We start from the raw sequence: 13,823 nt of genomic DNA, 5'->3' as shown, positions 1-13,823 counted from the left end.
TAATATATGAAAAAGAAAGATACAATTTTAATAACAAATAATCAAGTTACTAAGGTATTAAATGATATAGAGATTTTAATTTCGTTAGTTGAAAAATCTTTTTTGAGATATACTGAAGGAAAGACCATTCTTCCAGAAAAGAATTCACAAATTTTCGATGAGATGATCCAAAACAGAATTAATTGTATGCCTGCTACACTTATTGAAGAGAAGGTCGCTGGTGTCAAATGGGTTTCTGTATTTCCTAATAATCCTATGTATGGATTAGACAATGTTAATGGATTAATGATTTTATCCGAGATTGAATCTGGACAACCAATCGCAGTTATGGATTGTGCAGCTTTAACCAGTATAAGAACAGCATCAGTTGGAGCTTGCGCTTTGAAATATTTATCAAAGAAAAACCCTGACTCCATTGGCTTTATAGGGTCAGGCGCTGAAGCAAGAGCACATTTTAAAATTATTAAAGATTTATTTCCAACTATTGCTAGCTGTTTTGTATCCTCAAATTCTTTCGAATCAAATGAAAACTTTATTAAAGATGTTAGAAAGCGATATTCAAATGTAAATTATATTAATTGCGAAGATAATTTCGAAAAAGCAGTTTTTGATTCTGATATTATTGTCACTGCTACAAGCGCTCAAAAACCGTTACTTAAAGAGAGTTGGATAAAATCAGGCGCTACCTATGTTCATGTAGGTGGTTACGAAGATGAATATAATGTTGCGTTATCTGCATCAAAAATTGTGTGCGATAAATGGGAAAATGTGAAGCACAGAGGAAGTCAGACAATAAGCAAAATGTACAAGAGTGGCTTGCTTACTGATGAAAATATATACGCTGATTTATCAGAAATTATAGCTGGTAAAAAAATTGGAAGAGAGAATGAAGATGAGTTTATCTATTTCAATTCTGTTGGTTTAGCATACATAGATGTTATGATAGCCAACTATGTTTACGAGTGCTATAGGGATAAAAAAGATGCATTTAAATTCCAATTTAAAGATAGCTAGGGAGGGAGAGTAGTTGAGTAACGAAGATCATATTAGAATTACAGGATATAATGATGATAAAGGCATCTCATATTTAAGAAGTCGTTTTAAAAAATATAATTTATTGATTGATCGATTTATAGATAGTGAAATGAGCTTTTTAAAGAGACTGCATATTGCAGTTGATTTTATTTTTTCTGTAATTTTCCTAGGCGCTGGGATAAATGATTATTTTCAATATAATTTCTATTATCGAAAATATAATGATCGTAAACGTTTTATTGTTGGAAGGAAATGGCTTTATATGGTGAAGAAGTTTAACGGAAGTCTGACCAATGAATTAATAGATGATAAAAGTCATTTTAATTCATTATATGATAATTTTCTTGGACGTGATTGGTTAGATACTAGTATTGCAAGTGAAGAAGAATTTTTAGATTTTGTAAAAAAACATCCTACTTTTATTTATAAGATCAAAGTAGGAAGTGGTGGCAACGGTATAGGTATATATAAAAGTCAAGAGAGTAAAAGTCTAATTAATGATTTTTTGGATTTCAAAAAAAATAATTTAATAATTGAGGAAATCATCCATCAACATTCCGAAATGAAAAAATTCAATCCTTCATCAGTTAACACAATAAGACTCGTTACGGTGGTTAATAACGAAGAAGTGGAAATAGTACATGCTGTGTTTAGGGCTGGATCTGGTAAAGGCTTTACAGATAATTTTCATCATCTAGGAATAGCAGCTTTAATAGATATCGAGCTTGGTATTGTTTATACTCAAGGTATTAATAAATTGAATGAAAAATTTATTGTACATCCCTATTCACATAAAGAAATTATAGGATTTCATATACCTTATTGGACGAAAGTAAAAGCTACTGTAAAAAATGCAGCCTTAATTAATCCTGAGATTAGATATATAGGTTGGGATGTCTCTATTAAAGAGGATGGAACAATTTGTATCATTGAGGGGAACTGTGCTTCTGATCCTGATATCACTCAAATGCCGGATCAGATTGGAAAGTGGGAAGACTATAAAAAATATATTAATTAAAAGATTTAGTTAGGAGCAGTTTTAATGAATAGTCCTTTAATTAGCATCATAATACCAATGTATAATAGCGAAAAATATATTCAGGAAACTGTCTATAGTATTACGAAACAAAATTTCTCAAATTATGAAATAATTTTGATCGATAATAATTCTGTGGATAATACTTTAATAATTGCTGAAGAATTAGCTAATAATAACGATAGAATTGAAGTTTATAAATGTAAAAAGCAAGGACCTAGTGCAGCAAGAAATATGGGAATTAAATATTCAAAAGGAGAATATATATATTTTATAGATTCGGATGATTATTTACTGGACTATTCTTTGAAGACTTTAGAGGAAATTATCTATGATTATTTGCCTGAAATGATAATTTTCGGGTTTAGTATAGATGGAAAAAACAATAAAATTAATACGACTTTTAAAATAAAAGAGGGGCACTATAATTCTAAAGACTCAAGAAAGTTCTTGGAAAAAATGGTTAGATCCAATACTAAATTTAATGTACCATCTTATCTTTTCATTCGATTGATTAAAAGAAGTATCATCATAGATAATGATTTGTTTTTTGATGAGAATGTTTATAGATCAGAGGACTTTCAGTTTTTAGTTAAAGTTCATTACTATATCAATGATATGTATGTTATGTATAGTAAAAAGTTTTCTGTTTACAGACAAGTTCATTCCTCGATTACACATACATATACAGAGAATTATTGGGATGTCGTTAAAGAAATCTTTAAAGATTTGATAAGATTTTCAGTAGATAAGAAAGATATATTACTTAAAGAAGATTTGTCTTATAAATTTTATGTTTATGCATATTTAGCATGTGAAAACATCATATTCAGTGTCAAAGAATTTAAACAAAAAAAGAAATTATTAAAAAATATTATAGTAGATTCTTTTATGAAAGAAATGAATGAGCTAACTAATATTTCAAAAGGTTTTAGAACTATAGGTATATCTTATCTGATACTGAGAAGTAATTTTTATTTGATTATATATTTGTATATTAAGTTGAAGGAGAAGTTATAATGAACTTCGATAGAAAAAATTTATATTTTAATATTTTATGCACTAGTGTCTTTCTCGCTGGAATATCATCCTATCTTTTAAGAAATTCTTTATATGTTTTTCTTTTTTCTTTTGTAATGTGGTTAATGGTCTCTTATTATTCAATTTTTATAAAAAATATAAAACCTAGCTTATTATGTTATCAAATAACTTCGTTTGTATTTTTATATGGAGGGAGCATACTTAGTTACATTATTAAAAAAGAACCTTTATACAATTTTAATGAAGATATTCTATTACACACTTATATACTACTACTCATTTCGCAATTTACTGTTTATTTAAGTTATGCTATTTTCAACTTTCAAAGAAAGAATAATGCTCCAAATAAAAATATCAACTCTTTAAATCTCATTCGATTAATATCTATTATTTTCTTTACAATTGGTTTAATACCTATGATCTTACTAATAAGAGAAAATGTAGAATTTGTTTCTCAAAACTCATATGAGTCGCTTTACTTGAGAGGTGGAAGTTCGTTTAACAGTATATTGGTTAGATTATCTCAATTTTTTATAATGAGTTTCTATTTATATCTATCAACATTTCCTAAAAAGAAAAATGTATTGATTATTTCAACTGTCTTCCTATTAGTAAGAAGTGTATCTTTATTATCTGGAAGGAGAACAGATTTTATGTTATCTGTTATGATAGTGTTCTTCTATATATTAATAAGAAATATTATAGATGACAATCAAAAATGGATTACTAAAAAGTTTGTTATAACAGCTGTTTTATCTTTTCCTTTACTTATATTGCTTTTATATAATATAAGTAACTTTAGAAATGGAGAGCCACTTTCTTTTGATCTGAGTGAATCGTTCTTGTCTTTCTTTAAAGATCAGGGGGTTAGCATTACTGTTATTCAATATGGGAAATACTTTCAAGATGTTTTACCTGATCAACCTTATTTATTCGGACCGATAATTGATTTTTTAAAATACAATGAAATAACCAAGATGTTTTTTGACTTTACTTATTATAAACCTCAAACAATTGAATCAGCTTTTTGGGGAAATTCATTTGGAGACTCTATATCATATTTAGTATTACCTTATACTTACAAATTAGGACGAGGTTTAGGTTCTAATTATATTGCAGAGGCCTATCACACATTAGGATTATTTGGGGTATATTTTATAAATATTATTTATGGTCTAGTACTAAGATATAATGATATGAACTTTGGTCGTAATATTGTTTTGTCATATTTCTCTTTTTTCATGTTATCTAGAATTTTTTATGCACCAAGATCTACCGCCTTATCCTTTATATCAAGTACATTTAGCTTTACCAATGTGATATACATATTGTTCATATATTTGTTTGTAAAATATTTAGGGCAAATATTAAGTAAGAATAATTACAGATCAATAATTTTAAAAGGAAATTCCTATGAAAGAAAGAATTAAAGGGGTTACATTGTCATATATATATATGGCAACTCATATATTTGTTAGCTTTATTAGTGTGCCTATAATTTTAAAATTTGTTGGTGAAGAAGAATACGGTGTCTATCAAATTGTAGGAGCTTTAATTTCATACGTTGCTATTTTTGAAACAAGTATTTCAGGAGGAACACTGAAATATTTTTCGCAAGCTGTAGCCAAAAAAAGTCAACAAGATATGAAGATTGTTTTATCAATTTCGCGAAAAATAAATAGATATTTATCTTTTGCTTTAGTGCTAATTTGTGTTCTTTTTTTAACGTTATTTAAATTCTTTTATGAGGAATCATTATTACATAGTCAAATGAATGAAAGTTTAATAATGATAATACTCCTTTTTTTAAACTTAATATTCTCTTTATCAAATTCAATTTATTTAGCTGCTATTACCTCTTATGAAAAGTTTACCTTTCTGAGATTAATTTTAATCGTCTCAAAACTTATTCAACCTCTGATGTATTCATTTTTTTTAAAAATCTTTCCATATGCAGTTACAATAGTGGTTATTCAGTTATGCATAAATTTAATTTTATGTCTTTTTAGATATTTATATTTCAAAAAACATATAAGGATTACTATTCCTAGAAAGATCTCTAATCCTACTTTATTAAGGAGTATGTTGTTTTTTTCAACTAGCATATTGTTATCTAGTATAGCTGATCAGATTTTTTGGAAAACTGATCAGTTAATATTAGGTAGTATGTTTTCACCTACTATCGTCGCTGTATATTCAATTGGTTCTCAAATTTACTATAATTACATGCTAATAGGGATACAAGCATCTACAGTTTTTTATCCTGAACTATCAAGATTGAATCAGAAGAGTGATGGAATACAATTAATGTCTAATCTTTTTATAAAAGTTGGAAGGATTTCTTATTATTTATTGTTTTCGATTGTTATTGGGTTTATGTTATTTGGAAAAGAATTTATTCATATTTGGGTTGGATCTAATTTTGAAGAATCTTACTATATTGCACTCATAGTTATGATTCCTTTTACTATAGATATTGTTCAACATATAGGTTTAAATATTTTACAAGTAATTAATAAGTATAGTTTTCGAGCTAAAATATATTTGTTCTCAGCAATTCTTAATATATTATCCACTTTAGTTTTATCTAAATATATGGGAGCGCTCGGTGCTGCGCTTTCAACGGGAATTACAATGCTAATAACAAGTGGATTTATTTTAAATTGGTATTATTATTCCATTGTTAAATTAGATATTATCCGTTTTTGGAAGGAAATTATATTTATTACGATACGTTTAATACCTTCGGTGCTTGTTGGGTTTTTTATAAATTTAATAATTGATGAATTTTCTTTATTTAATTTTATTCTAAAGCTTGTATTATTTCTTTCGTTTTATTTAATCAATTGTTATTTAACTATGAATGATTATGAGAAAAAGCTAATTATAAATCTTGTTGGCTTCGTAAAAAGATAAATAAATATTTTGGATGAATATTATGAATAATAGTTCGTAAAGCCATTATTCCAGCAGCTGGTTATGGAACGCGTTTTCTACCAGCTACTAAAGCCATGCCGAAAGAAATGTTACCGATTATTGATAAGCCGACCATTCAGTATATCGTAGAGGAAGCAGTGGCAGCAGGTATTGAGGATATTATTATCATTACAGGGAAGTCTAAACGAGCCATTGAAGACCATTTTGACAAGAATACCGAGTTAGAATTAGACCTGATGAACAAGGGGAAGATTGCTATGTTAGAGTCGGTTCAAAAGGCCTCCAACCTAGCGAACGTCTACTTTATTCGCCAAAAAGAAATGAAAGGTTTGGGCGATGCCATTTATACCGCCAGAAGCTTTATTGGTAATGAGCCCTTTGCCGTTCTTCTGGGTGATGATATTGTGGTATCAGAAGAGGGTGATCAACCAGCCATTCAACAATTAATGGATGAATACCATCTAACCGGCTCCTCCGTTATCGGTGTCCAGACGGTCCCTCAAGACCAAACCCATCGCTATGGTATTATTGATCCCTTGGAACAAGATGGGCGCTTATACAAGGTCAAAACCTTTGTTGAAAAGCCTAAGCAAGGAACAGCCCCTTCCAATCAAGCCATTATGGGAAGATACGTTTTAACGCCTAAGATCTTTGATTTTCTTGCCAAGAAACAAGTCGGCGCCGGCGGAGAGATCCAACTGACTGATGCCATTCAAATGTTAAACCAAGTCGAACCGGTCTATGCCTATGACTTCAAAGGCATTCGTTATGACGTCGGGGAGAAAATCGGCTTTATTAAGACCACCATTGACTTCGCCCTCCACCGCGAATTCGCTGAGGAAATCCGTCAGTATATGCGAGAGAAGTTGGAAGAATAAGATGAATAGATTAACCCCCTAGAGTTGAAGTTAGCTCTAGGGATTTTTATTTTCGCCCTACTTATTAATTAAATAATTGGATCGTTTCATCGATTTTCTCTTCGACTAGTTTAAGGATGACTGATTTTTCAAGCTTCGCCTTATAAATAATATAATCTAAACATTCCGAATGACTCGGTAAGACGCTTTTTTCAATTAGCTTGTATTTATCCAGAATGGTAGGGTAGGTAGCTGTGGTCCAAGTGTAACTGCCTTTAATGGTGGCGATAAAGTCAAGCAGTGAACCTCGCTCATAAACTTGGATTAATTTCTTTGAGGAATTAATTTTTTTCTGCCATAAATAGGCCTCAGTATAATCATCCCATTCAAAATCACCGTGGATAATTTCTGTAAAGGGTTCTAAGTCTTTAAGTGCTAAATGCTCTTTTTTAGCCAGTGGGTGCTGCTGAGAAATCAGAACGACTCGAGGAAAGGAGGAAAGCTGCTTCCACTCAATATAACGCGCTTTTAATTGATTTTCAAAATGCTCCTTGTTCTCCGTATAAAAACGAATAATACCAATATCTGCATTGCCACTATTAACATCCTCGATGACTTGTAAGTTGGTTGTTTCAGAAAATTTGATCGATAAGTTATGATGTTCCTCTTGCAGGCGGTTGATCATTTTGGCGATTGCAAAAGCAATATAAGAAGACCTCCTGGCAGAAATAGAAAGCGAAGAGAAGTAATTAGTCGGTGTTAGATATTTGGTTTCAATTGACTGATAAAGGGCATCGAGTTTTTCCAAATCATTAAGAACTTGCTGGCCATCATTCGTTAGTTGAACCCCTTTGTGAGTACGATCGAAAATAGTAAAACCAATCGATTCTTCAAACCTTTTTAATATTGAACTCAAATAGGGTTGTGAAACGAAAAGATTTTGAGAAGCTTTGCTGATTGAACCTGTCTTAGCGATTTCCAAAATGTATTGAATATGATGAATGTCCATGGTCTAAGCTCCTAATAGTTTGATTATAAGTAAATGAGGATAGGTGGTATTGTTATCATCTATTTTTAATTGCTAGAGGATGATGGTAAAATTTAATTAAAGATGTAAGCGCTATCTTTAAAAGAGAACGGTTCTCAATAAGTTTATCATAGTTGAAGTCTTTTTTTAAAATTTAATAGGGAGGAATCTGTATGTCAGACCATCTAAAATTTGCCAACCATCCTTTGATGTATCTGGTTAGTGGAATTGGTATTGCTTTAGTGTTGATTCAAGGGACCTACATCCTAAAGAAAGCGATGAAGGCAACCAAAGAATTAAATATGGATCAACAGCGCGTTAAAAAAGGCCTACGAGTCGCAGCCATGGCCAGTATTGGACCGGCTTTAGGGATTGTAGGGAGTATTTTATCCTTGATTGTCTCATTAGGTGCGCCGGTTTCAGCCTTGCGGATGTCAATTATTGGAGGTACCAACTATGAAACCATGGCCGCCACCTTTGGTGCGCAAGCAGCAGGCGGAGAACTCTCTCCAATGATGGATCCAACGGTGTATGCCAATGCCTTATGGACGCCGGCTTTAGGGGTTATCCCTTGGCTAATTGTGACCTTCTTCTTTGGCCATCGCATGAACATGATCAATGATTTTATGACCGGTGGAAAAAAAGCCTTACTACCAGCAGTCAGTGTCGGTGCCATGTTAGGGTCTTTTGCCTACTTTGTCATGAATAATGTCGTAAAAATTAATGTCAATCCATCCTACGCCGTCGCTTCTTTATCGGCTTTAGTGATTATGATTATCTGCCAAAAATTAAGCGACCAATACGAATGGTTAAAGTCTTGGTCACTAACGATTGCCATGTTTGCCGGTGCTTTATGTGGCATGTTCTTTGTATAGATCTATAAGGAGGAAAAAGAATGGGAGCCTATGAAAAATTCACCAAAAGTATAACTAATTTTGGTCGCTTAACCATGGTCTTGGGAGTGATTGCCGTATTACTACCCCCTCTAACCATGACCTTTGTCTTTGGTTATAATCCAGGTTTTGCCGCCATCATCGCCGGAGCTATTTCACAAATGACTGTTTCTGGAGCTTTCTATCTGAGTGAACCTTTAACTTACTTCCCAATTGTTGGTACATCAGGCTTATATTTAACCATGTTATCAGGTAATGGGGTCAATATGAAGATTCCTGCCGCAGCCATTTCATCGGAAGCCTCAGGCTACAAGCAAGGGACAGATGAAGGGGCTTTGATGGGGACAATCGGTTTAGCTGTATCCATCTATGTGGCTGTTTTCTTTGTGATTTTTGCGACCATTTTAGGACAAACGGTGATTACTACCTTACCTGCCGACTTAGCGAAGTATTTTGAGCTAATCATTCCAGGCATTTATGGGGCAATCTTTGGCCAATTTATGGTCAAGTCATACAAGACCGGTCTTTTTGCACTGTTGATTTCAACCGTTATGATCTACATTGTTCAGTTCATTCCAGGAAATCCATCTTTTGTTATTACTTTAACATCTATCTTTACTACTATTTTATTTGCGCGTAAACAATTAGAAAAAGGTCTATTAAACTAATAGGAGGTATACTATGATTAGCCAACGTAATTTAGAAATTTTTGAAGAAATGTTGATGATTCATTCGCCCTCTAAAGAGGAAAAAGAAATGGCAGATTATGTCATTAAATTTCTTGAAAATCTTGGTGCCGAGATTCATCTTGACGAAAGCCAGCATACCTACGGTGGCAATTCGCCAGTTATCTTTGCGAAAATTAAAGGAGACATAGAAGGCGAGGGCGTGTCACTAAATGCTCATACCGATGTGATTCAGCCCAATAAAAACTTAAAAATCGTTAAAAAGGACAATATTTGGTCCTCAGATGGGACGACGACCTTAGGTGGGGACGATAAGGCCGGTCTGGCCGCTATTTTAACCGCTGTGGAATACATTGTTAAGCATCAGATTAGTCACCAAGATATTTATGTAATCGTCACTCCCGGTGAAGAGCAGGGGATGTTAGGTGCGCGGAATATTAATTGGGAAAGTGTCTACCAGCATATCAATCCTGCTAAAAACTTAATTGTAGCTGACAATGCCGGCAAGGCCAATAAGGTCGCCTACCAAGCACCGACTTGTTACCGCTTTGAGATCACCATTGGAGGGCGTAAGGCCCATGCGGGGATCGAACCAGAAAAGGGCATTAATGCCATCCAAGTAGCGAGCAAAGTCATTAGCCAAATGCCGCTCTTAAGGATTGATGACGAAACAACCGCCAATGTGTCGCAAATTACTTCTGATTTCCCTAATAATGTGGTGCCAGATTCTTGTATCTTTACCGGTGAAATCCGCTCGCATCAAGAAGAAAAGGTCGACCAATTATTACAAGCCTACGAAGGCATTATCCAGCAGTATACAAACGACTATACCATCGAAACGCGTCGTGACTACCCAGCCCTTGCCAGTCAAGATGACCTCAAATTCGTCAAAGAAATTGTCGCAGCCTACGAAACAGTCGGTGTCAAAGCAGAGCCTCAAATTATCGGTGGAGGATCGGATGCCAACTTTTTTGCCGAAGAAGGTTTTAACTCAGCCATTGTCGGTGTGGGAATGGAGCTGGTTCATACGACGGAAGAATACCTAGATACGGATGAAATGATCCTAACGACTAAAGCGTTGATCAATTATTTAAGTAAAGGTTAAGTAGGTGGTTTAATGCCAAGCAAAGAACTATTTGAAAGAAATGATCAATACGAAAAAAAAATCATTCAATGGAGACGTGATTTACATCAGATTCCTGAGTTAGGCTTAGATTTGCCGAAGACAGTGGATTATGTTCGCAGTCAACTCATAGGAATGGGTCTTTCGGTTGAAGACCATTATGTCAACGGAAATGGCTTGGCTGTCGTCATAGAAGGAAGCAAAGAAGGGAGTCCAAATGATCGAGTAATGGGACTTCGAGCCGATATGGATGGGTTACCCATCCAAGAGGAAACGGGCTTGTCTTTTGCTTCGAGAAACGGTAATATGCATGCTTGTGGCCATGATGGACATACGGCTACGCTTCTAGCCGTCGCTGACTTTTTATCCCATCACCGTCATTTATTTGGAGGTAAGGTTAAACTAATCTTCCAACCCGGTGAAGAATACCCCGGAGGGGCAGAGCCAATGATTCAAGAAGGTGTCCTTAAAAATCCGGATGTAACACGGGTATTAGGTTTTCATATCGGTCATTTAGATAAAGCAATTGCTCCGGGTCATATTTCTTATCGTGTTGGTCCTATGATGGCCTCGATGGATCGTTTTCAGATTATAATCAAAGGCTTTGGCTTTCATGCCGGTTATCCTGAATCTTCCAAAGATCCGATTACAGTGGCTGCTGAATTGATAATGGCCTTTCAAACCATTAAGAGTCGGAATATTAAAGCCAGTGATCCAGTAGTCGTTTCTGTGACCCATATTGAAGGGGGCTTTAATCAAAATATTATCCCTGATCAAGTCTTCATTGAAGGCACCGTAAGGACTTTAAATGATGATTTGAGAGCATTTGTTCATCAGCGAATGAATAAGATTACCAAAGGTTTGGAAGTCGCTTATGATGTAAAAATTGACCTGTCTTATGAGTATAAATACCCCGTCTTAGTAAACGATCAAGCCTCTACTTTAGATACTGTTAAAGCTTTACAAGCAGGACTAGGCGATGATTACATTATTCCATCAGCAGAGGCCTTAATGGGGGCTGAGGACTTTGCCTATTATGGTAAAGAGCTTCCAGCAACTTTCTTATTTTTAGCCAACCCAAGAGAGATTGAAGGCCAGTTCCATGGTCACCATTCTTCTAAATTCGATATCGATGAAAGCAAGCTCATCTTAGCCTTTAAGGCCTTTATTTTAGCAACCCTTGATTATTTACAATAGATTGATTAAAAGAGGACCTCCAATGTTCTTGGGATTTAGTTGTCGTAACTTAATCTTACAAGACATGGGCCTCTTTTTCTATACAAGGAGCATTTTTAAGTTTACACAAGATGTTTTACACCATGATTATTCGCTTTTGATATAGAAAATAGCTCTTTTTTTATGTTATAATTATTAACATTAACTATCAATTATAAGGGAGAGCATACAATGAAAAAATGGTTACTAGCAGCCACTGTCGGCTTATTGACTTCAGGTCTTTTCTTTAATACGTGGGTAAGTGCAGAAGTCAATGAGGAAGAGTTAGGCTATGTGGTCTTTGCTGAAAGAGAAGACCAATCAAACTTTGAAGAAGTGGACAAATATAAGGTTCTTTCGGCCAATACCATGAAAGCCAGCTTAAAGAGTGATAAGGACAAGCTTATGACGTTTAACTTACTGCATATCCTCTCACCAGAAGAAGAAAAAGATGAAGCCTATGCCCAAGAAGCTAAAGAGCGCTTAGAAGAATTGATGAAAGATGCTGACAAGGTCGAATTAGAATTATTTGAAGTTGAAAAAGAAGATCTCCAAGATGAATCGGTTAAAAAAGAAGATTATGCGGCAAACCTATGGTTAGATGGCATATTAGTGCAAGAAATTCTCTTAACAGAAGGCTACTCAGTGATCCAACTCGACCAAACAAAAGAAGCAGAAATGGCTAATGGATACTTAGATGTTCTTGTTCAATCCCAAGACTATGCTGCCAAAAATCGTTATTATGTTTGGGAGGATAACTCCAATCAGTTTCTAGCCAATGCCGAATTCCCTGAAGTGATTAAAAATACACAAACGGGTCAAGTCGTTGTTTCTCAAGCCGATAATACTCAAAAAGCAAATGCTTTATTTGAATTACCGAGCAAAAATAACCCATCCCATCCAACGCAAGAATCTAATAATTCATACATTAATCAAACGGAAGAAGTTTCAGCGCCAGTAGTGTCAAAAGAACCTGTTGACACTAATACAGAACCAGCCCCAGAGCAAAATGTTTATTATGCGAACTGTACCATTGCCCGTCAAGCAGGAGCCGCTCCCGTCTATCGTGGACAACCTGGATATGGTCCACACTTAGACCGAGATAATGATGGTATTGGTTGCGAGTAAAGCTGAACGCTAAATCTTGACTATTGCCCCTCAGAGCTGATAGCGATCCGAGCTATTGGCTCTTTTATTTTCTAGTCAGCAACTTTTTATAATTTTTTAAAATTTTGTCAACTTTTAACCGATTGTCAAAGCTACTATCTTTTCTTCACACTTCTGCTTATATCATCTTAAATATATGTTTTTATTTTAATAAGAGTATGATATCGGCTTAGAGTGAGGAAAAGAGGCCCTTTTTTAAATAAAAATTTCAATTATTAAAAATTTTAAACTTAAGAGTATTGCAAAGGCTTTAAAAATATGTATAATTCAAATTGTTGATCAACATTTAACAATAAATCTGAGGAAGGGGGAGCCTGCTACCTATAGCTATAAGAAAAAGAATCGCTTAGTTGTCTTTTAATTTGCTATTTTGTTTTGTTATAAGCCATTTATCATATAAGTTGTGTTTTGAATAAAGTGATGAGAAACTATGAGTCATCACATGGACTCAATTGAATATAGTAGGAGGATTCGGATGCTCGAAATAAGGAATTCGAGGAACAAGAAAGTCTGTGAGCTCGATTTGAAACAGAAAACGGTTGTTATTGTTAGCAAAGGAATTGAAACCAAGATTCAATTTCTTCCATCCGATAGTGTAACCATTCAAGAAGCGCAGGTAACTCAGAAAAATAAAAATAAAAATAAGAATTAAGCAGAACCGCTAGACGGGCTAGATTGTAAGGATATTCCTTAGCTTTCGGCCCGTTTTTTTCATGTCAAAATTCAAGGAGGAAGACTAATGAAAAAATCAGGTTCTATAATTTATAGGGTTGATGGCCGAAGGCCTCAACTCTATTTTTTACTTT

General features: G+C 34.0%; 13 protein-coding genes. 12 read left to right on the top strand and 1 reads right to left on the bottom strand.

From position 1 onward, the window contains the following. Positions 1–6 precede the first annotated feature (6 nt). From ACQV2T_RS00800 to galU, 6 genes are read left to right on the top strand one after another with little or no spacing between them, the layout of a single operon-like run. Positions 7–1,014, top strand: a complete 1,008-nt coding sequence (locus tag ACQV2T_RS00800) for an ornithine cyclodeaminase family protein (protein WP_428881837.1) — start codon at positions 7–9, stop codon at positions 1,012–1,014. 13 nt (positions 1,015–1,027) lie between these two features. Next, positions 1,028–2,053, top strand: coding sequence for a sugar-transfer associated ATP-grasp domain-containing protein (locus tag ACQV2T_RS00795; protein WP_428893108.1), 1,026 nt, complete (start codon positions 1,028–1,030; stop codon positions 2,051–2,053). Between the two features lie 24 nt (positions 2,054–2,077). After that, on the top strand, positions 2,078–3,091 hold the full coding sequence (locus tag ACQV2T_RS00790; RefSeq protein WP_428881835.1) for a glycosyltransferase family 2 protein: 1,014 nt from the start codon (positions 2,078–2,080) through the stop codon (positions 3,089–3,091). Then, positions 3,091–4,542 (top strand): O-antigen polysaccharide polymerase Wzy family protein, encoded by a 1,452-nt coding sequence (locus ACQV2T_RS00785; RefSeq protein ID WP_428881833.1) that lies wholly within the window; start codon positions 3,091–3,093, stop codon positions 4,540–4,542. Before ACQV2T_RS00790 ends, ACQV2T_RS00785 begins: the two co-directional genes overlap by 1 nt. After that, positions 4,526–6,028, top strand: a complete 1,503-nt coding sequence (locus tag ACQV2T_RS00780; RefSeq protein WP_428893107.1) for an oligosaccharide flippase family protein — start codon at positions 4,526–4,528, stop codon at positions 6,026–6,028. Before ACQV2T_RS00785 ends, ACQV2T_RS00780 begins: the two co-directional genes overlap by 17 nt. Before the next feature lie 26 nt (positions 6,029–6,054). Continuing rightward, positions 6,055–6,927, top strand: coding sequence for a UTP--glucose-1-phosphate uridylyltransferase GalU (galU, locus tag ACQV2T_RS00775; RefSeq protein ID WP_428893138.1), 873 nt, complete (start codon positions 6,055–6,057; stop codon positions 6,925–6,927). Between the two features lie 64 nt (positions 6,928–6,991). Here the strand turns inward: galU and ACQV2T_RS00770 are convergent, their stop codons facing one another. Then, complete coding sequence (locus ACQV2T_RS00770) at positions 6,992–7,915, bottom strand: LysR family transcriptional regulator (RefSeq protein WP_428884788.1); 924 nt, start codon at positions 7,913–7,915, stop codon at positions 6,992–6,994. 191 nt (positions 7,916–8,106) lie between these two features. Between ACQV2T_RS00770 and ACQV2T_RS00765 the strand changes: the two genes are divergently transcribed. The 6 genes from ACQV2T_RS00765 to ACQV2T_RS00740 all read left to right on the top strand — a co-directional run bounded on the left by ACQV2T_RS00765 (position 8,107) and on the right by ACQV2T_RS00740 (position 13,669). Further along, complete coding sequence (locus tag ACQV2T_RS00765; protein WP_428881830.1) at positions 8,107–8,808, top strand: DUF5058 family protein; 702 nt, start codon at positions 8,107–8,109, stop codon at positions 8,806–8,808. A gap of 20 nt (positions 8,809–8,828) precedes the next feature. Beyond that, on the top strand, positions 8,829–9,494 hold the full coding sequence (locus tag ACQV2T_RS00760; protein WP_428893106.1) for a hypothetical protein: 666 nt from the start codon (positions 8,829–8,831) through the stop codon (positions 9,492–9,494). Between the two features lie 13 nt (positions 9,495–9,507). After that, positions 9,508–10,617: a M20/M25/M40 family metallo-hydrolase gene (locus tag ACQV2T_RS00755; protein WP_428893104.1), complete on the top strand. Its 1,110-nt coding sequence runs from the start codon at positions 9,508–9,510 to the stop codon at positions 10,615–10,617. 12 nt (positions 10,618–10,629) lie between these two features. Then, positions 10,630–11,832, top strand: coding sequence for a M20 metallopeptidase family protein (locus ACQV2T_RS00750; RefSeq protein WP_428873662.1), 1,203 nt, complete (start codon positions 10,630–10,632; stop codon positions 11,830–11,832). Between the two features lie 210 nt (positions 11,833–12,042). After that, positions 12,043–12,978: an excalibur calcium-binding domain-containing protein gene (locus ACQV2T_RS00745; RefSeq protein WP_428893103.1), complete on the top strand. Its 936-nt coding sequence runs from the start codon at positions 12,043–12,045 to the stop codon at positions 12,976–12,978. A 514-nt stretch (positions 12,979–13,492) separates the two neighbouring features. Next, positions 13,493–13,669 (top strand): hypothetical protein, encoded by a 177-nt coding sequence (locus ACQV2T_RS00740; protein ID WP_428881823.1) that lies wholly within the window; start codon positions 13,493–13,495, stop codon positions 13,667–13,669. The last annotated feature ends 154 nt before the right edge of the window (positions 13,670–13,823 follow it).

It is taken from the genome of Facklamia sp. P13069 (assembly GCF_050409405.1).
GTDB lineage: Bacteria > Bacillota > Bacilli > Lactobacillales > Aerococcaceae > Facklamia.
Note: the sequence above shows the minus strand (reverse complement) of the source record. Positions and strands in the feature narration are given on the sequence as shown.